This is a genomic window from Pseudochelatococcus sp., from assembly GCF_050946405.1.
In the GTDB taxonomy this organism is placed as follows: Bacteria; Pseudomonadota; Alphaproteobacteria; order Rhizobiales; family Beijerinckiaceae; genus Pseudochelatococcus.
The window spans coordinates 431016-456004 of sequence record NZ_JBMNUS010000001.1 but is presented as its reverse complement, the minus strand read 5'-3'; the positions used below and the strand labels follow the sequence as shown (position 1 = coordinate 456004).

Genomic DNA, 24989 nt, shown 5'->3' with positions numbered 1-24989 from the left:
CAATCCCGCGGACCGGCTGAAGCATGACCCCGAAGAACGAATACCGCCGGTTCGGGAAATGCATGCGTTGACGAAAAACCGATGGAACGGCCTCCGGCGAGAGGCGCTCCAGAGCGCGTTCCGTTCAAACGGAATCGTTTGAACGATCGCAATTCGCTCAAAAATCAAAAACCTGGAGGCTTTTTGCGTTTCAGCGAAACGCGGAAAGCCCCTAGAGCCGGTCGACGACCGCAACCGTATCGCCCGGCCGCACGCCGCCCGCGCCGCGAACGATGACGCGGTCGGCCTCCGTCAGCCCGTCGACGATCTCACGCACGCCGTCGCCGAGAGCGTCGCCGACAGTGACCCTGCGCTGCTCGGCACGGCCGCCCTCGCCGATCACGAGCACCGTGCGCCCGAGTTGCGAATTGCCGATCGCGGCTTCAGGGATCGCGAGCGCGCGATGGGTCGCCAGCGGGATGCGGACCCGCGCGAACATGCCCGGCGAGAACAGGCGGCTTGGATTCTCGACGACACCCCGGACGGTGACGACGCCGGAACCCGCATCCAGCTCGGGCGCGACGTAATCCAGCTTGCCGACATGCGGATAACCGCTCTCCGTCTGCAAGCCGACTTCCACCGCGATCGCGCCGTAGCCGCCCACCGGAATATTGCGCTCCCCGAGCGCCTTTCGCACCGCGATCACCTGCTGCTCGCTGGCCGAAAAGAGCACGTAGACCGGATCCGGCTGGATGAGCGAGGCGAGTTTCGGCGCCGACGCCGCGTTGATGTAGGCGCCGGGGTCCATCACGCGGGCGGCGAGGATGCCGTCGAACGGCGCGCGGATCTCGGTATAGCCCAGATTGAGTTCGGCGCTGCGCACCTTGGTCTGCGAGGCGGCGACCTGCGCCGCGGCCGTCTTCTGCTGGGCCACCGCGGAATCCAGCGCGCTCTCCGACACCACCTGCCGCGCGGCAAGCGCCTGCTGCCTGGCCAGATTGGCGCTCGCCTCCTCCAGATTGGCGCGCGACTGCGCCAGTTCGGCCGCCGCCGCCGCGAGGCTGATCCGGTACGGCTCCTGCTCGATGACGAAGATGACGTCGCCCTTGCGGACCTGCGCGCCATCCTCGAAGGCGACCCGGTCCAGCGTGCCCGAGACGCGCGCGACGAGATCCACACTGTTGACGGCCTGCACCGTGCCCGTGGATTGAAGATAGCGCGTCACCTCGCGCTGCACGGGCGCCTGCGCGATGACATTCCGCACCGCGCCCTGAGCCATGGCGGCGCTCGCACAGCAGACGAGAAACAAGGACGCGAGAATTCCGATCGGCCGAAGCATCGCTTTCAGATCCCTGGGAGAAGCGATCGAGGAAGATTATCGCGCGGACGACAGCTCATCCGGCGTGATGCGCCCGTCGCCGTTCTTGTCGATGCGGCCGAACGCCGTGCCGTAACGGCCGGAGGACTTGATCTTGACGGCGTTCGGCTTGCCGTCAGCGGCCTGCTGATCGATGAAAGCCCGAAATTCCGCCTGGTCGAGCGCGCCGTCGGCGTTCTTGTCCGCCGCGGCAAAAGCTTCATTCTGCGCGTTGACGGAGAGCGCCCCGGTGAAGACGGCGGCAAGTGCGATGAACGGCACGAGAATCCTGATTGCGGGCAACGCATTTCTCCTGAATGGCGATCCGGGATCGCGCTCCGCTCACGACATATTTCGCCGCTTGCGTCGCTTTCATGCGTCATATTACACGACAATTGCGTCATGCACCCCATGAACATGGCGTGTCTCGCCCATCCGGCTTCCGGAAGGGTGAGATATAAGGCGTCGTTGTGGCTCGCATCCGTGTGCCGGGATCCGCGCCACGGACGGGCAGAACGGGAGGCGTGAACGTGAGGCGTATTGGAATTCTCTTGCAGGCTGCGATCGCGGCGGCTGGATTGGCGGCTTCCATGACGATCGTCGCGACGCCGGAACCGGCGGCGGCAGTCGTCTATTGCAAATCTTACGGCGTGCCGAAGGGATGCGTCGTGCGCCCGCCGCCGAAGCCGAAGGTGGTTGTTTACTGCACAGCGCCCGGCGTGCCGGTGGGTTGCGTGGTTCGTCCGGCGCCGAGGGCCGTCGTTTACTGCACCGCTCCGGGCGTGCCGGTGGGCTGCAAGCCCGGCCCGGCCGGAACGCCGATGAACCGCGGCGGACCGGTCAACCATATCGGCCGCTGGTAAGGGTTTGGACGGCGGAACGGCCGGCGTCGCCAGCGCGGGCCGTTCCGCCGCTCCATCGGCCGGTTGCGGTCCAAAGCGTTTCAAGCGAAGCGGATACCGCTTTTCATAAAAAAAACGTTCTAAATCAATAAGGTAAAGCATTCTGGTGTTTCAACGAAAAACCGAAATGCTCTATCATTCGGCGGCGGACACGCCGAGACCGGCAGGCAGCGAGAGGCTCACGCGCGTTCCCGCCGGGCCGGACGACAGGGCAAGATCCGCCCCGCACAATTCGGCGCGTCGTCTCATGTTGGCAAGCCCATGCCCCGCCGCGAAACCTCCCCGAACGGCGCCGCCGGGTTGAAGGGCCGCGATATCGAAACCCTTGCCGTCGTCCTCGATGACGATACGCCCGCCGCGGTTGCCCGCGCCGTCCGGGACGGCCTCGATGACGACCCTGAGCATCCCGGCGCCCGAATGCTTGATGGCGTTGGTCACGGCCTCGTCCAGCAGGCGGACGATCTGGATGACATGCCACGGCCGCAGCCCCGGAAAGACCGGCAGGCCGCCCGGCGTGGGCACCTGCCACGACAATCCGATCTCGTGAGCGCGCAACTGGGTCGCGATCCGCTCCCGCCACGAGCCCAGCGCCAGCATGAGATCGCCGTCGATCTCTTCCATCGCATCGATCACGAGCCGCAAATCCTTCAGCGCCGCCCGCGCCGCCTCGCCGATGGCGGCGCCCTCGCGGCCGATGCGCTCCGCCAGAGCGACAATACTGACGAGCTGCCCGCCGAGACCGTCATGCAGATCGCGCATCAGCCGCGTCCGTTCCGCCGCCAGCGCCTCGTTGCGGCCTCTCTCCTCCTCGCGGGCGAAACTTTCCCGCAGCTTCTCCTCCGCCTCGCGCACCTGCTGCACCAGCCGGCCGGCGAAGTTGTCGGACTCCTTGAGCGCCTCGATGAAACGCCACGTCAGGCCGATGCCGATGGCGGTCAGAACAAGCGAGTAGGAGATGCGGGCGAGGAAAAGGCGCTCGCCGGGCAGAACATTCAGCATGGCCGCTATGTCATGCACCCAGAAGGCGATCACCACGGTCATCGTCGAGCCCAGAAAAAGGCTTCGCCGGTCTTTTTGCCTCACCGCCGACCGCCCCAGCATGACGGCGATGACGACGAGAAGCACGCCCACGCTCGTCGGCCCGAATATCGAATGCATCCTCAGCAAATCGTCGGCACTGCCGAACAGCCCCGCGCCGAGAATGGCGAAACCGGGCACGAACGCCAGCCAGCCGGCCGGCAAGATCTTCAACCGCAAATAACACGCGAGGAAATGCAGGAGCATCGCAACCTCGAGCGAATTCGCGGCACCGAGAAAACCGACCAGCGCCTGAGGGGCCGGAAGCGGAATGAACTGCTGCCCCGCGCCGATCACCATCGCGCCCGCGAGCCAGCCGTAGGCGGGCTCGCCTCGCCTGTTGATCCAGATCATGCCGAACAGGATGGCAAGCATCCCCTGCAACGCGGCGAGCACGAGCGGAACGGCGAAGAAGAGCGCGGATCGCGTATCATATACCGGGCGCAGGAGCGCGTCGGGGCCGACGTAGACATTGTCGAGGTAGCCGGCGAAAGGCCCCCAGATCAGAAGCCTCACCACGAGATCGTTGACGCCGTCGCGCAGCAGCGGCTGCGGTATGAGGGCCATCGCCGGCACGTTGCGATCCATGCGCGCCGCGTACGTTTCCCGGCGGCTGTCGAGAACGAGCGTGCCGTTGACCGAAATCTCGACGCCCGCCGTGAAGTGCGGCACGAGAACGGCCCAGGACGCGCCGGCCTCGGACGACGGGCGCTCGAAGTTCATCCTGTAAAGAACGGGCTCCGGCTGCCTGCCTTCGTATGTGCGGCGATGGGGAAGCGCCACGGGCTGCCACGACAGGCCGTCGCGGCTCTCCTCCGCCCGAACCAGTTCGTAAAGGGGAGGCGGATCCGGCGGCTGGACGTAGAACAGGCAGACGCACATCGCCACGATGGCGATCTGAAGAGCGAGATAGGCCCTGAGGCGGCCGTTTCTCCAGCCCGCAGAAGGGCGCATCAAAGGGCGCTCGGCCATGGGAGCTTCTAGAACTTGATGAGCCCCTGCTGAAGGGCTTCGAAAACGGCCTCGCCGCGGGTGTTCACGTCGAGCTTGCGATAGACCGCCTTGATATAACCGGGAACGGTCTGTCTGGAAATACCGAGATGATCCGCGATGTCGGCATAGCTGAAACCCTTGGCGATGCCCCACAGGATATCGATCTCGCGCGGCGTGAGCTTGGCGGTGTTGAGGTCCGAGACCATGCCGCCGCCCGGCCGCCCCTGCGTGCGGCGCACGATGAAACGGGCGATCGAGGCGGAAATCGGCGAATGACCGCGCAGCAGATCGCGCACCGTATCAGCGATGTCGGCCGGAAAGGCGTCCTTGAGCAGATACCCGTTCGCGCCCAGCAAAATGGCGGAGATCACGCTTTCCTCGTCGCCGAGAATCGAGATCACCATGATTTCCGCCGTTTCGCTGCGCTGCCGCACCTCCCGAATCAACTCCATGCCGCTGCCGTCGGGGAGCTGGAGGTCGGTGAGCAGCACATCCGGGATGGAAACATTGATGAGATTGCGCGCCTCGGCGAGGTTCGCGGCCCCGGCCACGCGAAACTTCGGCTCGCGCGACAGGGCGTCCCCGATGCGCCAGCGCGTCGGCGCGTCATCCTCCACGACCAGAACTGAAACCGGCCCCTCGGTTTCCTCGTTCGACCGCCCGGTCTCCATCCTCGCCCACTCCGTCTATGCGATGCCCTCTGGCATTATCGCCGATGCCGAAGCCGCCCAACAACCATGATCATGGGGGGCAGGCGGATGAAACAGAGGAAATCGAAGCGGCGGACACAATCTGATCAGGGATTTCAGACACGGGAGATACGAATTGCGATATTGGTATGATGCTATGAATACTTGACATTTTGATCATACGACTTGACAACAAATCAAACGCATTGAACATCGTTCCACGGCCATGATCGTCCGTGAAACACGGAAAATGCAGCCGCATCGGGCTGACATGTAGCGCTGGAGGCTGTCGGGTACCATGGACGGGGCTGGATGTGAGCGATTTTGTCCGGGCGCTCGTCGCGAGCGAATGCGCGGCCCGGCCCGGCCCGGCGACGGGGCGAGGCCGGGCGATCCGTTGCATGCCGGCGCGGCAGGCTTACGCCGGGCGACATCCACCGCATGCGGCCAGCCGGATATCGCCCCTGATCACCGACAGCCTTTACGGGCCATGAAGGTCGAGAGTCACATATATAATGTCATCGTCGCCTCACGCCTCCCGCATCGGCGCCCGCCTTCCCGGCATAGAAGCGTTTCGCTTCATCGCCATCGGCGCGGTGATCCTCGCCCATGCCCTTCCCGACCTGCCGCATGACAACGCGGCGCTCGTGCTGTTCCGCGATCTGGCGCGCTGCACGGTGCCCTTCTTCTTCATGGTGAGCGGTTACTTCCTGCCGCGGCACCAGCCCACGGCAACTGTCGCCCTCGCTTCCTTCCGGCGGCTGGCGCCGCTGTATTTCGGCTGGATGGCGGCCTACAGCCTTCTCTGGCTGGCGATCGAGGCGCACGACGGGCTGACGGCGGCCGATCTGCGGACACTGATGGAGATGGTGCTGAGCCCCGGCCTGACCGGCGGCCCCGCCGTGCATCTGTGGTTTCTGCCAGCGCTCTGGATCGGCATCGTCGCCGTCCTTCTGTTCCGCCACGATCTGCGGCTGATGGCGCTGGCCGCGGCCGTCAGCTTCCTGCTCGGGCTCGTGCTCGGGGGATACAGCGAGGCGCTGGGCCTGCCGCGCAGCCCGATCTGGGTGGCGCGCTCCGGCCCGCTCATGGGCGCGCCTTTCGTGGCGCTGGGTTATCTGCTCGCCCGCACGGGCTTCGACATGCGGCCGGGGCCGGCGGCGCTCGTCATGACCGGCGGCTATCTGCTGTTCGTCGTGGAGCAATATCTGCTGTCGGCCGGCTATACCCGCTGGATCTTCGAGGATTTTCTCCTCGGCTCGGCCCCGTTCGCGCTCGGCGTCTTCATCCTCGCCCGGCGGTGTTCCGGCCCCGTCGCCAGCCGCATCGCGCCGCTCGGCCGGCTGACGCTCTGGATCTACTGCGTTCATCTCGCGTTTCTGTACATCGCGGCGGAGCTGATGCACATAACGCCGGAAAGCGGGCTCGCGCCGCGCCTCGCCCTGACGCTCCTCGTGCTGGCGGCGAGCACGCTCTCCGGCCTGCTGGCGGAGCGCATCCGCGCCGCGCGCGCAAAGCCCGCGCCCGAGCCGGAGCCCGCACGGGGCAGCGGCGTGGAGCCCGGCTGAGGCCCGCCGCCGCATCCCGCCGGTTCGACGGAACATGCCGCCCTTTCATGGAAACGGCGGCATGCCCCCTGTCGATCCCGAGCGAGTGCCTTCCGTTCAGACGGAACCGCCCGAACGGAAGGCGGGGACCGCCGAGGCGGTGCAATAGTCCTCGATCTGCCGCCGCGCCAGATCGACGAGATCGACATCGCCCGCCAGATGCGCGCGGTGCCATTGCGCGACGCGCGTCACCGCCTCCGACCACGACCAGGACGGCGACCAGCCGAGAACCTCGTGCGCCAGCGACGAATCGACCATGAGCGTCTTCGACTCGAGGCCGGTCGTGTTCTCGCTGATGACGAGTTCCGTCGTCCACGGCTTCATCTCATCGAGAAAAAGCCGGATGACGTCGCTGACGCTGCGGGCGGTCTTGTCGTCGGGGCCGAAGTTCAGCGCCGCCGGAGCCGTCGCGGAATCGGCCAGCAGCGCCTGCGCATGCAGCAGGTAGCCGCCGACAGGCTCAAGGACATGCTGCCACGGGCGGGTGGCGTGCGGGCTGCGGATGACGATCGGTTCCTGCGCCACGATGGCGCGCACGGCATCGGGTATCAGCCGGTTCGCCGCCCAGTCGCCGCCGCCGATGACGTTGCCGGCGCGGGCCGTGGCCACGGCCGGCACGTTGGACGAACCCGCCCCGGCGTGAAAGCCGGCCGAGCGATAGGTCGCGGCCACGATCTCGGCGGCCGCCTTGCTCGCGCCGTAGGGCTCGTGGCCGCCGAGCGTATCGGCCTCGACGAAGGCGCGGCCCGCGTTGTCGTTGGCGTAGACCTTGTCGCTGGTGACGACGAGAACCGCGCGCACGGACGATGTTTTCCGCGCGGCCTCCAACACCGCCGCCGTGCCGATCACGTTGACGGCGAACGTGCCGAGCGGATCGCGCGCGGCCTGGATCACGATCGGCTGGGCGGCGAGATGAAAGATCACGTCCGGCCGCCATTCGGCGACGATGGAGGCGATCCCTTCCGCATTGCGGATGTCGCAGCGGAAATCGCGTTTCACCGCCGCCGGCCCGAACCAGTGGTAGGCGGCGGGCTGCGTGGGAACGATATCGCTCACGCCCGCGACCTCCGCGCCCAGCCCGGAGAGCCAGAGCGAAAGCCACGATCCCTTGAAACCGGTGTGTCCGGTGACGAGAACCCGCAGCCCGGCATAGGTGCGGGCCAACGGAAGGGCGGCGGAACTGATCATGCGGGGTTTTCCTCCAGAAGCTCGCGCAGGCCGTTGGCCAGGGGCACCGTCTCGCGCCAGCGATAAAGCTCCCTCGCCTTTCCGGCGCTCGACAATCTTTCCGACGGCGCGTCGGTGCCGACGATCTCGGGTTCGAGGTCGGTTCGCCCGGCGATCGACAGCGCCAGGCGCGCGACGTCCAGATTCGATACGGGCTTTTCCGACACGATGTTGACGATGTTGCCGGGCGCGCTCGTCCTGTCGGACGCAAGCGCCAGGAGCCCGGCGATGCAATCGCGCACGTGCAGGTATCCCCTGACGGAAGCCGCCGAGCGCAATTGCGGCGGCCGGCCGGCCGCGACCGCCTGCACGATGGCGGGCATCAGACGCGCGCCGTTGGGATCGCCGGGGCCGTAGACATTGCCGATGCGCGCGATGGCGACCGGCAGCCCGCCGGCGGCGAAGGCAAGCGCCGCCGCCTCCGCCGCGATCTTCGACAGCGCATAGGGGTTGCGGGCGCGCGGCGGATCGTCCTCGCGCGAGGCGACGCTCCCGCCTTCGCCGTAAACCGCGTCGCTCGACGCGAGCACCGTCACCGGCGCCACACCGGCGCGGCGGATGGCGTCGAGCAGCAGCCAGGTGCCGCGCGCATTGGCCTCGAAAGCGCCCGCCACGTCGCGCGCCGCCTCTCCCATCTGCGAGTAGCCGGCGAGATGGAACACCGCGCGGGGATCGGCCGCCGCCATATCGTCCGGCGTCAGCGCCGGGCGCTCCAGCACCCGCACGTTCGGCTCTTCCGTCAGGCCGAACCGGCGAAACGGCCCTTCGGCGGGCGGCGGGCGGCGGGCGACCGCGATCACCCGCTCACCCTGGCCCGCGAGGATACGGCAGAGCCACGATCCCAGAAAGCCCGTCGCGCCGGTGACGAGAACCGGTTTCACGGAACCGCGTCCTTGCGGCCCGGAACGGACAGCCACGGCGCGACGCCGGCGGCGAAGGATTCGTTCAGCTCCCGATAGTCCTTGAACGTATCCATGCAGCGCCAGTAGCCCTTGTGCTCGAAGACCTTGAGCTGACGGTCGCGCGCCAGCCGCTCCAGCGGCTCCCGCTCCAGGATGCAGCCCCTGTCGGTGGACAGGTAGTCGAGGAAAGCCCGCTCGAAAATGAAGAAGCCGCCGTTGATCAGGGACTGGGACTTCGGCTTTTCCGCGAAGGCCGTCACATCGTCGCCCTCGACACCCATCACCCCGAACTGCGAGGCGGGCTTCACCCCGGCCACCGTGCCGATGCGCCCGTGCCGCATATGAAAGGCAAGCTCGGCATGCAGGTCGATATCGGCGACGCCGTCGCCGTATGTCACCATGAAACGGTCGGTGTTCACGTAGGGCGCGACCTGGGCGATGCGGCTGCCGGTCTGGGCGGATTCGCCCGTTTCCGCGAACACGATCCGCCAGTCCATGTCGGCGGCATCCTCCTCGCCGACATAGCTGCGCCGGCCCTCGGACATGTCGAGCACGAGATCGCGCCGGCGCAGGTCGTATTCGAGGAACGCTTCCTTGATCATGATGCCCCGGTAGCCGAGGCACAGGATGAAGCGGTTGAAGCCCTGCCGCGCGTAGATGCGCATGATGTGCAGCAGGATAGGGGTGCCGCCGATATCGACGAGCGGCTTGGGCATCCGCTCGCTCATCTCTCTCAGCCGCGTGCCTTCACCGCCACACAGGATGACGACAGGAATTTCTCCGGGATCAAAAACTGCCTGTTGCATGTGTCTTTCTGCCATCAGATGATTCTGGAAATGGAAGCGGATGCGTCGTCGACGGCGGCATGGCCGGCGGCGAGGGAGCTGTCGAAATAGGCGATCGTCGCCCGCAGCCCCTCGCGAAGCTGCACGGTGGGCTCCCAGCCGAGCACCCGGCGCGCGACGGAGATGTCCGGCCGGCGCTGGTGCGGATCGTTCAGGGGCAGGGGCAGATGCCGGAGTTCGGACGAGGAGCCCGTCATCTCGATCACGAGGCGGGCAAGCTCCAGCATCGTGAACTCGACCGGATTGCCCACATTGACGGGGCCGGTGACGGTATCCGGCGTCTCCATCATCGCCGTGATCGCGGTGATCAGGTCGTCGACATAGCCGAAGGAGCGGGTCTGGTTGCCGTCGCCGTAAATGGTGATGGGCTGGCCCGTCAGCGCCTGAACGATGAAGTTCGACACCACGCGGCCGTCGTTGGGGTGCATCCGCGGCCCGTAGGTGTTGAAGATGCGGATGACCTTGATCTTCGTGCCGTGCTGGCGGTGATAATCGAAGAACAGCGTCTCGGCGCAGCGCTTGCCCTCGTCGTAGCAGGAGCGCGGGCCGATGGGATTGACGTTGCCCCAGTAATCCTCAACCTGGGGGTGAACGTGCGGGCTGCCGTAAATCTCCGAGGTCGAAGCCTGAAAAATCTTCGCCTTCAGCCGCTTGGCGAGCCCCAGCATGTTGATGGCGCCCATCACGCAGGTCTTCGTCGTCTGGACGGGATCGACCTGGTAATGGATGGGCGAGGCCGGGCAGGCGAGATTGTAGATCTCGTCGACCTCCACGAAGAGCGGATGCGTGATGTCGTGCCGAAGCAGCTCGAAACGGGGGTTGCCCAGCAGGTGCTCGATGTTGCGCCGCCTGCCCGTATAGAAGTTGTCGACGCACAGCACCTCGTCGCCGCGCGCCAGCAGACAGTCGCAAAGGTGGCTGCCGATGAAGCCGGCGCCGCCGGTCACCAGCACCCGTTTCGGCTCAATCACATTGTTCGTCACGCGGCAATCCCCTGCTTGGAGGGCGGAAATGGATCATGCTTGAAGTCATGACGGGGCCTTCGCGCCGGCGGGACCGGCCACGAGTTCCCCGTAAAGGTCCAGCACCTCGTCGGTGCTGCGTTCCCAGGTGAAGCGCGCGGCGCTGCGCCTGTTCGCCTCGCCCTCGCGCGCCACGAGCGCCGGAGAGGCGAGACGCTCGCGCAGCGCCGCGACGGCGGCGTCGGTGTCCCAGGGGTCGAGAAAGCGGCCGGCGTAATCGCCGGGGATGGTGGAGACGATCGAGCAGCCCGCCTGCATCGCCTCGTAGATGACCAGCCCGAAGGTCTCGGCCCGCGACGGCATCAGCAGGACGGATGCGCGCGCCAGCGCCCGGCGGTAGACGTCGCCGCGCCCTTCGATCACGGCGAGATTGGCGGGAAGCCGCGGGCGCGGCGCGCCCTCCTCCCACCATCCCACGGCCTCGAAGCGCGCTTCTGGCATTGCCTGCGCCACGGCGCACAGCCGGTCCATGCCCTTTCGCCAGTCGAACTTGCCGGCAAACAGGACGACCGGCGGCCCGGACTTTCCGGCGCGCGGCGTCTCCCGTGCGTCTATGCCCGGCGCCACGACCACGCCCCGCCCGCGAAACCCGAGCCGCTCCGCCAGCGCGAGCGAATGGGTGCTCAGAAACAGATGCCGGTCGAAGGGGATGCGCAGGAAGAGTTTCTCCAGCCGGCCGTAGAAGCGGCCGCCGGCGCCGGGGCGCATCTCGCTCCACGCCGGGCCGAACAGGCCGAGTTGCTCGCAGACGGCGGGCCGGCCGGCCAGACGCGCGGCGAGCCACGCGAGCGGCGCGGCGTGGAAAGTGAAGCCGTGCACGATATCGGCCTGCCGCGCGCGCCAGACCGCGATGGGCAGCAGCAGCAGGACGAGCGGGCGCGGCACGCGGTAGCGCGCCGTCGCCACGCCGCCATACGCGCGGATGGCGGGGTCGCCGGCGCAGAGCACCGTCACGCTATGCCCCGCCCGCGCGAGACCGCGCGCGCGCTCGAGAGCGACATACTCGCCGCCGCCGCCGCTATCGGGCGCGAAACGTTCGTGGATGAGAAGGATCTTCATCACAGCACCAGGGCGCGGTGGCGTATGCTGCCGTAGACGAGCGCCGCGAAGGTGACGCAGGAGCGCGGCAGGCCCAGAAGCGCGCGCGCGATGACGACGGGCGGGTTGCGGTAGCGCCCCGGCTCCAGCATCCTGACAAGCAGGTAGGGCAGCACGAACAGAAGCGCCCAGCCGCCGATGAACGGCGCGCCCAGCAATCCGCCGACGACCGCAAGGTCGAACGCCGCGCTCTGGCGCGAGAGAAAGACACCCAGAAACAGCGTCTCCCGCATCTCCGGCCACAGCCGCACCAGCAGGGGGATGTTGCGCAGGTGCCAGCACTCCATCAGCCATTTCACGAGCGGCTGGCGGGTGACGTCGTGATAGGCGAGCGCATCGGCGGCGAAAGCGGCCTCGTACCCCTCGCGCAGCACGCGGCGGGCAAGGTCCGTATCCTCGCCGAAGAACAACTCGGCGAACGGCCCCGCCTCGCCGCTCGCCTCCAGAAAGGCGTCCTTGCGGTAGAAGATGTTGCAGGTTTCGAAATAGGGCGAGGGACCGGGAACGTTGACGGTCTTTTCGAGAAGCCGGCGCTTGTGGGCGGGGTTCGGCGCCGTCCTGCCCTGCACCAGGCCCGTCCGCGGGCCGAAAGCCGCCACCCCGGCGCGCAGCCAGCCGGGCGTCGCGACGCAATCGTCGTCGATGAAGGCCAGAATGTCGCCGGCGGCCTTCATGCCGCCGACACGCCGCGACAGGCCGGGGCCGTTGCCCGCCCGCCAGGTATACGTCAGCGGCACGCCGGCGCCCGCCGCCATCTCACGCACGACTTCCTCGGTGCCGTCCGGCGATGCGTTGTGGACGACGTGGATCTCGTAGCGGTCGACGGGATAATCCTGCGCCAGCAGCGCCTCCAGGCAGCGCTTCAGCGCGAGCGGCCGGGCGCGGGTGGGAATGACCACCGAGATGAACGGCCAGTCGGCCGGCGCGTTTGTCGTCGTATCAGACAAGGTCAGCCATCCTTCCGGTGCGGGGCCTGACAGGCAGCAGCGAGACGTTCAGCCCGAGCCTGCGGCTGCAAATGACGCTCACCGCGAACTGCGTGCCGCCCACCGCCACCAGCGTGGAAAAGGCCGTGCCCGTAATGCCGAACACGGGCGTGAGAAGCAGGATCAGGGCGATGTTGACCGCGATGCAGGTCAGCACCGCGGCAAGCACGACGCGGCTGTGGCCCGTGATGACCGCGACGCCGCCGGCGACACCGCCGGCCGCGACGCACATCTGCGCCGCGAGCAGGATCACGAGCACCGGCCGCCCCGCCGCGAATTCCGGCCCGAAAGCCGCGAGCACGAGATCGCCGCCCGCCGCCGCGCCGATGGTGAGCAGCGCCGTGATGGCGAGGCCGATCCGGCACACGTCGCGGCAAAGCCTTTCCACGCGGTCGCGGTCGCGCGCGGCCCAGGCGCTGGAGATGCGCGGCATGTAGGCGGCGTTGAGGCCCGCCAGCGCCAGCACGGCGATGACCGCCAGCCGCACGGCGGCGGCGTAGACGCCGAGATCGTGCGCATCCACCAGCCAGCCGAGAAGCAGGATGTCGAGCCGTTCGTTCAGCGAGGTGCTGAGCAGGATGAAGAGCACGGCGCTGCCCGTCGCCGCCCAGCCGCGCAGGTCGTAACGCGCCCCGCCGTCGGCGGGCGGATCGCCTGCCGCGCGCCGGGCGACCATCGCGCCGAGGACCGCGACCGAAACCGCGGCGCCGACGAAGGTGATGCCGAGAACCGCGCCGACGCCGGGAAGCTCACCGGAGCCGGAAACGAACAACCCCAGAAGCGGCCAAAGCAGGATAAGGGCCAGCGTCAGCCCCTGCCGGATCACGTTCTGCGTCAGCTCCGGCAGCACGACTTCGCCGCGTGCCTGAAGAATGCTGGCGAAGGTCTGCGCGAGCGTCATCGGCAGCACGAGCGCCGCCGCCCAGGTGAACGCCTGCAAGGCGCCGGGCTCCGCGCCCGCCGCGAACGATCCGGCGACGAGCAGCGCCGCGAAAAGGCCCGCTCCGGCGAGGCTCGCGACAAGGCTCGCCCGGCAGAAACCCGCCACGCCGCCCCAATCGCCGCGCGCGATATAGTCCGGCAGGTGCCGTATCGCGGCGAAAGGCAGGCCGAAGGAGGCGAGCATGGACAGGAGCGACGCCGCCGTGATCCCGAGGACGAAAAGCCCGAACTGCTCCGCGCCGAGTTGCCGGGCGACCACGACATTGATCAGCAGGCCGAGGCCCGCGCCGGCAAGCTTGGCCGCGATGGCGGCCAGACCCGCGCGCGAGGCGGAGCCGCGGCCCGAGGAGACCGGACCGCGCACCCATTCGCGCGCACGCGCCATCACTCCGGCCGGACGGGTCATTCCCTGACGACCTCCACGATATCGCCGGGTTCGAGGCGCGCGAACAGTTCCGCCTCGATCACCTGCGCGCCGCCAGCGTTCTCGCGGTGAATGCGATAGGACGAAGCGCCGGGCGCCGCCGCCGCGGACAAGCCGCCCAGGTGCTCCTCCGCCAGGCCGCTTTCGCGCCGGCCGGCGGCGACGTCACGGCGGGCTGCGGCGATTTCCGTCTCCACATCCGCGAGCATCCGCACCAGTTCGAGCGTGCGCTGCGCCTTGAGGTCGCTCTCGGCGGTGTCGATCTGGGCGAGCCGTGTCTCCGCCCCTGCCCGGTCGGCCAGAATGCGGATCACGAGAAGCCGCGCGTTGACCAGCTCCGTATTGACTTCGACCAGGCGGTTCTGGGTGGCGAGCCCGCGCGCGTCGAGCGCCCTCAGCCGGGTCGCCGCTTCCGTGGCGACATATTCGCGCTCGCGTTGCAGTTCGAGTTCCTGCGCGAGCGAGGCGATCTGCCGCTCCACCGCGGCGCGTTGCCGGGCGAGATTGTCGATCTGATCCTGCAACTGCCGTTTGCGCAGGTCGCGCAGTGCCTTTTCGGACTGCACGATTTCCGCGATACGCACGTCCTGCAACCCCAGCCCCGACAGGTCCGGCGCGACGATCTCGCCATCGTCGCGCTCCGCCACGAGCCGCGCCCGGAGCGAGAGCGCCAGCGCCAGCCGCTCCTGGTTCTGCACGAGGCGCGTCACCACCCGCTCCGCCTCCAGCTTTTCGAGCACGGAGCCGTCAGCCTCGCTCCCGCGCGTGCGGCTGGCGGCCAGCGCGTGCACGATCGTCATGCCGGGGCGATAGGCGACCTCCGCGCCGCGCACGCCGTCGCCGTAAACGACGACGGGGCGATGCTGCGCGATGTCGATCAGCACGGAGGTGGTTTCGAGACCGAGCCGCTCCTTCAGCGCGGCCGTGATCGCCGCGGACACGTCATCGAGCGTCAGCCCGGCGGCGCGCACGGGGCCGACGCCGCCCACGCGCACCGTGCCGTCGTCCGCGATCGTCGCATTGCGGGAAAACTCGGGGAAGCGCGCGATCTGGATCGACAGCGTGTCGCCGGGTTGAAGCGCCGGCGCAGCGGCCGCCGCCCCGGCGGCGGCAAGCAGCACCGCAGCAAACAGCGTAAATGCCTTCATGCCGGCACCTCCCGGAGAGCGGCCTCATAGCGCGGCCCCAGCTTCTCCCATTCGAAGTCCCGCGCCCTCTCGCGGCAAAGGTCCGCCGTCTCCGGCCGCCCCGAGAGTTCGAGCGCCGCCAGAACGGCGGCGACGAGCCCGTCGACGTTGTTCGCCGCGCCGACCGTGCTGCCCGGCTCGAAAAGCGCGCCGACGCGCGGACTGTCGATGATGTCCGGGATGCCGGCGTGATTGGCGCCCACCACCGGCGCGCCCGCCGCCAGCGCCTCGATCAGCACGTTGCCGAGCGCCTCCCAGATGGCGGGATTGACCACGACCGCGGCGGAGGCATAGAGCGGCGGCAGATCGTCCACCTTGCCGATGCCGTGAAAGACGATCTTGTCACGCAGCGCCTGCGGCATCCCGGCCAGGATCGCGGCCTGCGTCGCCGGCGAACAACGGCCCGCGAAGTGCAATTGCAGCGCGCCCGCGCCCTCGACGATGCGCGGAAAGGCCCGCGCCAGCAGCAGGGCACCCTTGCGAGGCTCGTCCGCATCGCCCGAGAACAGAATCATGCGCGGTTCCCGCAGCCGGCGCGGCTGCGCCTCGAACGGCCCGACCGCGGTCGGCGAGGGTATGAGCAGGCCCTCCCGGCCGAAATCCCGCCGCAGGCAGTCCAGCGCGAAACGCGAGAGACAGATCACCGCGTCGCATTCCCGCACCACACGCCGGAACATCAGACGGTCGATCGGGATCGACCGGAAATAGCGCGCCACGGGAATGCCGGTCATCTGATAAACGATGCGGAAATGGCGTCCGCTGGCCCGGCGCGCCAGCAACGCGCCATAGGCGTCGTGGTAATTGAGGCAGTGCACGGCGTCGTAATCGCCGCGCAAGACGGCATCGCGGCAGTCGAACGTGAAGGCGTGAAAGCCGTTCAGTTGCCGCAGCCCCTTCAGGAAGGACAGCCTCTGCCTGACGAAAATCTTTCTGACGGCGCCGTCCATGGTTTCCGAACGGCCTTCCGGCGAACTCGAAATAACCGTCACCGCGTATCCGCGGCCGGCCAGATATTGGCTGAAGTCGTTCAGGAGCCTCTCCGAACCGCGCCGAACCCACGGCCAGGCAGTCGGATGCGTAACGGCAACTTTCATTCTGTCATCAGCCATTTTACTTAGAGATGATTAATCTATACGCAGGTCGATCATAAAAATTACATCTACTTGCTACTCATAAGTTGCCGCTCATAGTGCGTCCGCGATTGATGTCGGAATTTATATTATCCAAATACAATCAGGCTTCCCGATTCCAGAGCGCAACCCCAATGACCGACTTTCATCGCCGATCAGCCCCACGGGATATACAAGCAGATACCGTATGACAACATATTTTTAAAAACCATTATCAAATAATTTCCATTGAAATATGGTACATAATATATACTAAGTCCTTATGTGCAATTAATTATCGGTCATTGTCAAAAAGTTCACTTGATAATCTGTCGGCATTGTGAAAGGGATACCCGCCGTGAAATACACGCGCTTCAAGCAACCTTCGGCATGGGGTCGGGGGCGCTGGCGTATGGCCGCACCCGCGGTTTTCTGAATTTCTGGATGTTGGGGATTGGCGATGAACGCTCATTCGGCCGATACACCGGACCGGACTCTCCTTGTCGACGCGCTTTCCGGGCGTCGGCAGCTATACCGTCAGTGGATCAAGCCGGCTCTGGATGCCATGGTCGCGACGGTGGCCGTGCTTTTTCTCTTGCCTGTGTTCATCGCCGTCGCGATCGCCATTCGGCTGGATTCGCCGGGGCCGGTGCTGTTCCGGCAGCGCCGCTACGGGCTCGGCGGCCATCCCGTGCTGATCACGAAGTTCCGCACCATGCGCCATGAGCTTACCGACACCGGCGGCCGCCAGCAGGCGACGCGCGGCGACATGCGCGTGACCCGCATCGGCCGCTTCCTTCGCTCCACCTGTCTCGACGAAATTCCGCAGTTCGTGGACGTGATGTTCGGCCGTCTCGCGCTCGTCGGTCCGCGCCCGCATCCCATCGAGATGGAGATCGGGGGAGAGAAGGCCGAGCGCGTGATCGAAAACTATCACGCGCGCCATCTCGTGCGCCCGGGAATCACGGGGCTCGCGCAGATCAATGGCAACCGCGGCCCGCTCGTCGATGTGGCGATGGGGCAGGAGCGGATCGACTACGACATCGCCTACATCCGCAAATGCAACTTCTGGCTCGATCTCCAGATCCTGCTGGCGACGCTGACGATTCCCTTCAGGAAAGGCGGCTCGTACTGAGCCCCTGCCGGCGCGGCGCGGCGAGCATGAGCTTTCCCGCGCCGACAAGAATTGCGGAGAATTGCTGACGCCATGAGCCGGGTTGCTCTCTATTATCCGTGGATATACCTGAAGAGCGGTATCGAGCGCACGATCGTCGAAGTCGTGCGCCGCTCCCGGCACGACATCACCGTCTATACCTCGCATTTCGATCCGCAGGGCACCTATGCCGATTTTTCCGGCATCCCCGTGCACATCGTCGGCGAGGTGTCGGTGCGCCGCACCTATCTCGAAGCCGGCAAGGCCGCCTTGCGCATGCTGACGCTTCGCTTCGACCCGGCGAAGACGGACGCCCTCGTCATCTGCTGCGACGGCCTTGGCCCGCTGCTCGGTTTCCGCAACGGAAACCTGCCGCTGCTCAATCTCTGCTTCACGCCGCTGCGCGCCGTCTACGACATGGAATACCGCAAGCGGCTGATGGACCGGGGCGGATGGCGCTTCGCCAAGCTACTGGCGGAAAAGGCGTTCCGCATCGTGGACAGGCTGGCGTGGCAGCGCTTCGACAGCGTGATCTGCAACAGCCGCACCACGCGCGACCGCGTAACGGCCGGCGGCCTGCGCGCGGCGCAGGATCTGATCGTCGCCTATCCCGGCGTCGCGGCCTCCTCCATCCGCGAGCAGGGGCCGATGGGAGATTTCTTCTTTCTTCCCGGCCGCATCATGTGGACGAAAAACATCGAACTCGCCATCGACGCCTATGCGCTCTACCGCGAGCGAGGCGGGACATTGCGGCTGGTGATCGCCGGCATGGTCGACAACAAGAGCCAGGGCTATTTCAACGATCTGAAGGAGCGTGCGCAGGGAATACCCGACATCGCTTTCGAGACCGTGGTCAGCGATGCGCGGATGCGGGATCTTTACGAGAATTGCCGCGCCGTGCTACTCGCTTCCTTCAACGAGGATCAGGGCCTGACGCCGCTTGAGGGCATGGCTTGCGGCAAGCCTTCGATCGCCGTCAACCGGGGCGGCCCGCGCGAATCGGTGGTCGACGGCGTGAACGGCTTTCTGGTTGAACCCGATCCGGAAAGCTTCGCCGCGCCGATGTTCCGGCTGGAACGCGAGGAGGGCCTTGCGGCGCGTATGGGCCGCGAGGGGCTCACGCATGTGACGAATTTTACCTGGGAGCGGTTCATGGACGTCTTCGACGCCGAAATCGACCGGATCATTGTCAAGCGTCAGGCGCGAGACAGCCGTCAGGCGCCTGCGAGCGGCGCGGTTCCCTCCCCGGCGGACGACAGGCCGTGAGCGATATCCGCCCCGCCCCCGGCGACGCGCCGCTCGCCCGCCGCCTTGAGGAACTCTCGACGATATCGATGCGCGATCTCGTCTTCATCGCGTCGAAATGGCTGCGTGAGTTTCTGGTCGTCGTGGTGGCGATCGTCGCGCTGACGCTCGCCTATATCGCCCTGTTGCGCACGCCGCTTTACGAAAGCGAGGCGCGCCTGTTCGTGCGCCTCAGCCAGGAGCAGCAGCCCCCGCGCACCCTGCTCACCCCGACGGGCTCGACCCTGATCGCCCCCGCCACCAGCGACGTGACGTCCGAAATCGACCTGTTGCTGAACGCCGATATCGCCCAGCGCGTTATCCGGGACATCAATCTGGAGGCGCAGGTAACGCCCAGGCAGCCGGAATCGTTCACGGATTACATCAAGGCGGCGGTCGGCTCCGTGGCGAGACTCGCGCGCAGCGGCGTCGACAATCTGCTCTATGCCACCGGCATGAAGGTGCCGATGACGCTGAACGAGGCGCTTGCGCGCCAGGTGCGCAGTTCGCTGCAAGTCCAGAACACGCGCACCTCCAACGTCGTGGTCGTCTCCTTCCGCTGGCCGGACCGCGAGGTGCCGCAGGCGCTGCTGAGCAAATACATCGACACCTTCCTGCAATTCCGTCTTGAGGCGTTCCAGGAGGGCGACGCCTCGTTCTTCGAGCGGCTGCGCAACACCTCTGCCGAGAAGCTCGCCGGCGTCGAAACGGAGATTGCCGCGCTGCGCCGGCGGGCCGGCATCGAGGACGTCGACGCGCAGCGCAAGCTGCTGCTGACGGAGCTGTCGCAAGCCGAGACGGCGGAGCGGGAAGCGGCACTGCGGCTGACCACCACGCGCGAGCGGCTGGCCGCTGTGGAAAAGCGCGGCCTCGCCGGCGGGCCGCTCGTGCTCGCCAACCTGCCCGACCACGCGCTGCTCGGCCTGCTCGACGAACAATCCGTCGCCGTGGCGCGCGAGCGGTTGCGCGTCGCGGCGCTGCCGCGAATCGACGGGCACGAGCTTGCGGCTCTCGACGAAAGCTACGCGTCGCTGACGCAGGCCACCGTCCGGGCGCTGTCCGACTATGCCGACCAGATCGCGGCGATCCGCAGCAACGCCGCCGCGCGGGTGGCGCTGGTGCGCGCCCGGTTCGCGCGGCTATCGGAGAACGAGCCGCGCTGGAACCAGTTGCAGATCGATCGCCGGCTCGCGGAAAACGAGCTCCAGCACAACGCGGAGCGGCTCGCGGAAGCCATCAGCGCGCGCGAGCTGCGCCGGGAGCGGCTCGGGAACATCGTCGTCATTCAGGAGCCGACCGAGGCCACGCTCGCGGTGGGCACGCGCAACATCACCGTCATGGTGCTGGGGGTCGTGTTCGCCGTCTTCGCGGGCGGCGCCTGGGTCGCCGTGCGGGAGTTCCTTGACAGCCGCGTGTGGCGGGGCCGGGATCTGGCCGCGGCCGGCGCGCCGGTGCTCGTCTCGCTGGGGCGCCGGCGGAACGGACCGGGACGGGACGAACTCGCCCCGGCCGCCGTGACCCTGCGGCAAAGCTTCGCGCAGGGCGAACCCCGCTCGATCGTCTGCATGGCGTTGCGCGACGAGCCGTCTCATGCCGCGACCCAGGCCGCCGCAAGAGTGCGCGCGCTGGCCCTCGCGCTGCGCGATCAGGGTGAAAAATCGGTCAGGATCATCAACGCCGGGCGCTGGCCGGCGGGCGGCAAGGCCGGCGCGGCCGGGCTCGCGGAACTCGATGTGCCGACGGATACCGGCGGCCTCGAACGCGTCGCCGCGGCGGCGGAGGGGCGCGACGGTTTTGACGGTATCACGCTGATCGCCACCGGGCCGCTGTTCTCCGGTCCCATCCCGCTGCGCGCGGCCCAGACGGCGGGCGGCGTCGTGCTGGACGTGGCGGCGGGCCGCGATGAACTGGCGCAGGTGCGGGAAGTCGTATCGTGGATCGACCGCAACGGCGGTCTTGCGCTGGGGCTCGTTCTCACGCAGACGCCCCGTCTTGCGAAGGAGGCGTGATGATTTCGTCCGACAAGATGCCACCGCCCCTGCGCAGGCGCGCTTTCATCGGCCGGCTCGCGGCGTTCGTTCTCGGCGTCACCCTCGCGGCCACGCCCGCGCCGCCGGCGGTTGCTCTCGCACGCGGCGTCGACGCGCCTTCGGATAATCTCACCACCTTCACGCTGGCGCAGGACGCACCGGCGCGGCCGCTGCCGGAACCCGTCTTCGGCACCAACGTCGAATGGATTCGCGCCGGCAACGGGCTCTGGAACGCCAAGGAAAAGCAGCTCGACGCCGGCATCATCCGCATGAGCCGCGACGCGGGGATCACGCTGATCCGCTTTCCGGGCGGCGTGTGGTCGGACTTCTACAACTGGCGCGACGGCGTGGGCCCGCACGACAAGCGGCCGGAGACGAAGATCGCGCCGAAACTCGGCGAAACCTCCCGCCACGACATCGGCACGGACGAGATCGCCGCCTTCGCCAAGGCCATCGGCGCGAAGCTGATGATCACCGTGAACGCCGGCCACGGCACCCCGGAAGAGGCGGCCGCCTGGGCGGCCTACGTTCGCGACACGCACGGCGCGGACATCGCCCCCTATTGGGAGATCGGCAACGAACTCTACATGGCGGACGACCTTTCCGGCGGCTCCACCACGCCGGAAGCCTACGCGGCGCGCGTGCGCGACTTCGCCGCCGCCATCCGCAAGGAACTGCCGCAGGCGAAAATCGCGGCGATCGGCCTGCTCAACTACGGCCCCTACCGTTTCAACGCGCACGACAACTGGAACGAGGTGGTGCTGGCGCGCGCGGGCGACGTCATCGATGTTCTGGCGATCCACAATTCCTACGCGCCGCTCGTCACCACGCGCTCGCGCGGCAGGTGGGATGCCGTCTATCGCTCCATGCTGGCGGCGCCGCAACTCATCGCGAAGAACATGCGCGACACGGCTGCCCAGATCGACCGGCTGCAACCCGCGCGGGCGGGCCGCATCGGCCTTGCGATCACGGAATGGGGGCCCTTCTTCGCCGTCGATCCCACCAGCCCCTATTTCGACCATATCAAGACGCTGGGTTCGGGCGTCTTCGTCGCGCGCACGCTCGACGTATTCCTGCGCGACACGCGCGTGGAGGCCGCGAACTTCTTCAAGCTGTCCGACTGGCTCAACATGGGCTGGATCAACCACACGCCCGGCGGCGGCTTTCGCGAGACACCCGCGCTGCTGGTCTTCGGCCTTTACCGCGAGGTGCTGACCGATGCGGTGCTGCCGCTGCGCCGCGAGTCGGGACCTACATTCTCCACGCCGGAGCAGGGTTTTACGGGCCGGGTCGACGACGCACCCGCCGTCGACGGCATCGCCGGCCGGCAGGCGGACGGGCGGATCGGCATCATGCTCAGCAACGCCGATCTGACGCGGGCGCAGCAGGTCGCCGTCAGGATCGAAGGGGCCGCGGCCGGCTATCGCGCGCAGGTGCGCGTGATCACGGGGCCTTCCGCCGATGCGCATCGCGGCACCGCGATCATCGAGGTGCCCGGCGTCGCGTTCGCGAAGGCGGCGTCTTTCGGCAAGGACGGCTGGTTCATCCGCTCCGATGCGGATACGGTCGGCCTGCGGCCGGGCGACGCCGATTTTCGTGACGGCGTGCTGACCTTGACGCTGCCGCCCGCTTCCGTCGCCGGCGTCACGCTGGCGCCGCTCCCGTGACGGCGTCCGGCGGCGTTTTTCTGCGCGGCGCGGCGGCGGCGGCCGGCGCGATGGCGGCGACCGCCGCCGTCGTCGCCCTTTCGGAGGCGGGCGCCAAGGCGATGCTCGTCGCGGCCGCGTTCTTCGGCACCGTCATCCTGGCGGCGCTGCTGCGGGATGTGGTCGCGCCGCTGCTGGTCGCGCTCGTTTTCGCCATCTCCTACAACCGGCAATATTTCAGCTTCGACGAATCGTTCGGCGACTACGGTCCCGGCGGGCTCTATTGGACACCGGCGGATATCGTGACGCTGGCGCTCGCGGCGACGGCGCTCGTGCAGGCGGCGCTGAAGGGCCGCGTGTCGTGCGCGGTCGCGCCGCGGCGGCTTGCGGTGGAGCCTGCGTTTCTGGCCATGATCGCGGTGATGGCGGTTTCCGCCTTCCGGGTGGACCCGCTCGTGGTGCCGATGATCGAGACGATGCGCATCGTCAAGTATCTGTTGATGTTCGTGCTGCTGCGCAGCCTGATGGACGAGGACCGCAAGCATACCCTGTTCCTCGGCCTGCTGCTGGTGCTGCTGGCGCAATTCGCCATCGGCTTCCTGCAATTCGCCCTCGGTGCGGGCGGCAGCGGCCTCAGCGACCTTTCGGCGCAGGTCGGTGAAATGGCCCACCGCGCAACCGGCACGTTGGGACATCCCAACATGTACGCCCCTTTCCTGCTGACCTTCGTTCCCGGCTTTCTGGCGCTGGGCTTCGCGCGCATGGACCGGCGGCTGCGGCTGATCGCCGTCGGCGCGGGGCTCCTCGGCTGCCTGGCCATCGTGCTGTCGCAATCGCGCGCGCCGGTGGCCGCCTTGTTCGGGGCAGTCGGAGGGCTCGCGCTTCAACTCACCTGGCGCCGGCATGTCAGCGTGCCGCGCCTGCTCGGGGCGGCGGTGATCTGCGTCGTCGCCGGGCTCGTCGTGATCGCGCCGTTCACGGACCGCATCATGGAGCGGCTCACCGGCGACTTCGGAGCCTCCGTCGATTTCCGCGCCAATTACAACGATTCGGCGGTGGCGATCTGGCAGCACGCGCCGCTTCTCGGGGTGGGGCCGATGCAGTTCTTCGAGAAGCTCGGCCTCTACAACCCGGAACTCGCCGAAATCAACGAGATGATCGCCAGCTTCCGGCAAGAGGCGAACATCAAGTCCATCGCCCCGGTTCACAACGTCTATCTGTGGTTGCTTGCCGAGATCGGCATCATCGGCATCATCTGCTTCGGCTTCTTCATCGCCTCGCTCGCGAAGCTGTTCCACGACGCGGGCAGGGCCTCCTCGCCGGCAGGGCTGTTCTTCGCCGGCGTGTTCTGGGGCTTCGCCGGGCTGATGGTGCAGCAGACGACCGATTTCTCCTTCTGGTTCGATCATCATATGGCGCTGATCACGGTGCTCGCCGCAATGGCCGGCTACGTTCGCGACAGCGAGGTTTCAGGCAAGGACATCCCGGCATGACGCGCGTTTCGGTGATCATCCCGACATTCAACCGCCTCAAGGACTTGCAGGCCGTGTTCGCCGCGCTGGAGGCGCAGATCCGCCGCGATTTCGAGATCATCGTGGTCGACAACGGCTCGACCGACGGCACCGAGGCCGCACTGACCGCGCGGATGCGGGAACCCGGACCGATCCCGTTCCGGTATATCCGCATCCGGCCCAGCGGGCCGGCGGGCGCCAGAAACGCGGGCATCGACGCGGCGCGGGGCGAGTATCTCGCCTTCATCGACAGCGACGTGGAGCTTGCGCCCGACTGGCTCGCGGTTTGCGTCGCGGAACTCGACCGCGATGCGGGGATCTCGGCGGTGGGCGGGGTGGTGATCTACGGCAACGACCGCGGCTTCGTCAACTCCTACGGCGGCGTCCTGAGCCGCATCGGCCTTGCGTGGGACGCCTGCGAGGGCTGGCCCGCGGAGCGGATCGACGTCCCGGCGACGCGGCTGTGGATCAACTGCTCGGCCGTGCTGATGCGCCGCGAGGCGGTGCGCGCCGCCGGCGCCTTCGACGGCCGGTTCTTCTACGGCTTCGAGGACAGCGATCTCGGCTGGCGGGTTTCCGCCATCGCCGGCCCGCAGCGCGTGCTCCCGACGGCGGTGGCGTTCCACAATGTCGGCGACACGATCGGCGCGGCGGCCGATCCGCTGGTGTTCCATGGCAGCAAGAACCGGCTCGCCTCGCTCATCGCCAATGCCGGGGCGCGCATGCTGGCGCTCTATCTGCCGCTTTATCTCGGCTATACCCTGGCCGACATCGTGCTGCGGGCACCGCGGCGGCCGAAGCTGCGCGGACTGCTGTGGAACGTGGCGAACCTCGGCGGCACGCTGCGCCGCAGGCGCCAGCTCGCGGCCGTCCGTCGTCTCGACGACCGTGCGCTGGCGCCGCTTTATGCCGACACGCTGTTTCCCGAGGTGCGGCTCGGCGGGATGCGGCGGCGGCCCAACCGCGTCCAGCAGGTTTCGGAGAACAAGATCGACGATCGCGCCGGAAGCTGATCGCCT

Annotated in this window: 21 protein-coding genes; 8 read left to right on the top strand and 13 right to left on the bottom strand. The window is 67.5% G+C overall.

Translation table 11 applies throughout. The features are described 5' to 3' along the window. Window positions 1-211 precede the first annotated feature (211 nt). Window positions 212-1318 carry an efflux RND transporter periplasmic adaptor subunit gene (locus tag ACOYJQ_RS01905; RefSeq protein WP_433455969.1) on the bottom strand — a complete coding sequence of 369 codons (1107 nt, stop codon included), beginning with the start codon at window positions 1316-1318 and terminating at the stop codon, window positions 212-214. Window positions 1319-1354: 36 nt separating this feature from the next. Further along, the gene (locus ACOYJQ_RS01900) at window positions 1355-1639 is read right to left on the bottom strand and encodes a hypothetical protein (RefSeq protein WP_433455967.1); all 285 of its coding nucleotides are present in this window, start codon (window positions 1637-1639) and stop codon (window positions 1355-1357) included. A 227-nt stretch (window positions 1640-1866) separates the two neighbouring features. On the opposite strand from ACOYJQ_RS01900, the gene ACOYJQ_RS01895 reads away from it, so the two are divergent. Beyond that, complete coding sequence (locus ACOYJQ_RS01895; protein WP_433455965.1) at window positions 1867-2199, top strand: hypothetical protein; 333 nt, start codon at window positions 1867-1869, stop codon at window positions 2197-2199. A gap of 174 nt (window positions 2200-2373) precedes the next feature. Here ACOYJQ_RS01895 and ACOYJQ_RS01890 read toward each other — a convergent pair whose 3' ends face one another. Next, the gene (locus ACOYJQ_RS01890) at window positions 2374-4269 is read right to left on the bottom strand and encodes a sensor histidine kinase (RefSeq protein ID WP_433455963.1); all 1896 of its coding nucleotides are present in this window, start codon (window positions 4267-4269) and stop codon (window positions 2374-2376) included. A 26-nt stretch (window positions 4270-4295) separates the two neighbouring features. Continuing rightward, window positions 4296-4979, bottom strand: coding sequence for a response regulator (locus ACOYJQ_RS01885; protein WP_433455961.1), 684 nt, complete (start codon window positions 4977-4979; stop codon window positions 4296-4298). Between the two features lie 533 nt (window positions 4980-5512). Here ACOYJQ_RS01885 and ACOYJQ_RS01880 point away from each other — a divergent pair. Beyond that, the gene (locus ACOYJQ_RS01880) at window positions 5513-6565 is read left to right on the top strand and encodes an acyltransferase (protein WP_433455959.1); all 1053 of its coding nucleotides are present in this window, start codon (window positions 5513-5515) and stop codon (window positions 6563-6565) included. Window positions 6566-6661: 96 nt separating this feature from the next. Here ACOYJQ_RS01880 and rfbG read toward each other — a convergent pair whose 3' ends face one another. The 9 genes from rfbG to ACOYJQ_RS01835 are packed head-to-tail and all read right to left on the bottom strand — an operon-like array spanning window position 6662 to window position 16331. Further along, window positions 6662-7792, bottom strand: a complete 1131-nt coding sequence (gene rfbG, locus ACOYJQ_RS01875; protein WP_433455957.1) for a CDP-glucose 4,6-dehydratase — start codon at window positions 7790-7792, stop codon at window positions 6662-6664. After that, window positions 7789-8712 (bottom strand): NAD-dependent epimerase/dehydratase family protein, encoded by a 924-nt coding sequence (locus ACOYJQ_RS01870; RefSeq protein ID WP_433455955.1) that lies wholly within the window; start codon window positions 8710-8712, stop codon window positions 7789-7791. Before ACOYJQ_RS01870 ends, rfbG begins: the two co-directional genes overlap by 4 nt. Continuing rightward, window positions 8709-9539 carry a sugar phosphate nucleotidyltransferase gene (locus ACOYJQ_RS01865; RefSeq protein WP_433455953.1) on the bottom strand — a complete coding sequence of 277 codons (831 nt, stop codon included), beginning with the start codon at window positions 9537-9539 and terminating at the stop codon, window positions 8709-8711. Before ACOYJQ_RS01865 ends, ACOYJQ_RS01870 begins: the two co-directional genes overlap by 4 nt. A gap of 14 nt (window positions 9540-9553) precedes the next feature. Then, window positions 9554-10561, bottom strand: coding sequence for a UDP-glucuronic acid decarboxylase family protein (locus ACOYJQ_RS01860; RefSeq protein WP_433455951.1), 1008 nt, complete (start codon window positions 10559-10561; stop codon window positions 9554-9556). Between the two features lie 45 nt (window positions 10562-10606). Further along, entirely contained in the window at window positions 10607-11659 is a 1053-nt protein-coding gene (locus ACOYJQ_RS01855) for a glycosyltransferase family 4 protein (protein WP_433455949.1), read from the bottom strand. Then, the gene (locus ACOYJQ_RS01850; protein WP_433455947.1) at window positions 11659-12645 is read right to left on the bottom strand and encodes a glycosyltransferase; all 987 of its coding nucleotides are present in this window, start codon (window positions 12643-12645) and stop codon (window positions 11659-11661) included. The genes ACOYJQ_RS01855 and ACOYJQ_RS01850 overlap by 1 nt, the downstream gene beginning before the upstream one ends. Then, window positions 12638-14032: an oligosaccharide flippase family protein gene (locus tag ACOYJQ_RS01845; RefSeq protein WP_433455945.1), complete on the bottom strand. Its 1395-nt coding sequence runs from the start codon at window positions 14030-14032 to the stop codon at window positions 12638-12640. The genes ACOYJQ_RS01850 and ACOYJQ_RS01845 overlap by 8 nt, the downstream gene beginning before the upstream one ends. After that, window positions 14029-15198, bottom strand: coding sequence for a polysaccharide biosynthesis/export family protein (locus tag ACOYJQ_RS01840; RefSeq protein ID WP_433455943.1), 1170 nt, complete (start codon window positions 15196-15198; stop codon window positions 14029-14031). The genes ACOYJQ_RS01845 and ACOYJQ_RS01840 overlap by 4 nt, the downstream gene beginning before the upstream one ends. Next, entirely contained in the window at window positions 15195-16331 is a 1137-nt protein-coding gene (locus tag ACOYJQ_RS01835; protein ID WP_433455941.1) for a glycosyltransferase family 4 protein, read from the bottom strand. Before ACOYJQ_RS01835 ends, ACOYJQ_RS01840 begins: the two co-directional genes overlap by 4 nt. A gap of 475 nt (window positions 16332-16806) precedes the next feature. Between ACOYJQ_RS01835 and ACOYJQ_RS01830 the strand changes: the two genes are divergently transcribed. From ACOYJQ_RS01830 to ACOYJQ_RS01805, 6 genes are all read left to right on the top strand, one after another. Then, window positions 16807-17481: a sugar transferase gene (locus tag ACOYJQ_RS01830; protein WP_433455939.1), complete on the top strand. Its 675-nt coding sequence runs from the start codon at window positions 16807-16809 to the stop codon at window positions 17479-17481. Between the two features lie 72 nt (window positions 17482-17553). After that, on the top strand, window positions 17554-18765 hold the full coding sequence (locus ACOYJQ_RS01825; RefSeq protein ID WP_433455937.1) for a glycosyltransferase: 1212 nt from the start codon (window positions 17554-17556) through the stop codon (window positions 18763-18765). Then, window positions 18762-20792, top strand: a complete 2031-nt coding sequence (locus tag ACOYJQ_RS01820) for a GumC family protein (RefSeq protein ID WP_433455935.1) — start codon at window positions 18762-18764, stop codon at window positions 20790-20792. Before ACOYJQ_RS01825 ends, ACOYJQ_RS01820 begins: the two co-directional genes overlap by 4 nt. Beyond that, window positions 20792-22480, top strand: a complete 1689-nt coding sequence (locus ACOYJQ_RS01815; RefSeq protein WP_433455933.1) for an alpha-L-arabinofuranosidase — start codon at window positions 20792-20794, stop codon at window positions 22478-22480. Before ACOYJQ_RS01820 ends, ACOYJQ_RS01815 begins: the two co-directional genes overlap by 1 nt. Then, entirely contained in the window at window positions 22477-23952 is a 1476-nt protein-coding gene (locus tag ACOYJQ_RS01810; protein WP_433455931.1) for an O-antigen ligase family protein, read from the top strand. Before ACOYJQ_RS01815 ends, ACOYJQ_RS01810 begins: the two co-directional genes overlap by 4 nt. Further along, a complete protein-coding gene (locus ACOYJQ_RS01805) occupies window positions 23949-24983 on the top strand; it encodes a glycosyltransferase family 2 protein (protein WP_433455929.1) in 1035 nt (344 codons plus the stop codon). The genes ACOYJQ_RS01810 and ACOYJQ_RS01805 overlap by 4 nt, the downstream gene beginning before the upstream one ends. Window positions 24984-24989 lie beyond the last annotated feature (6 nt).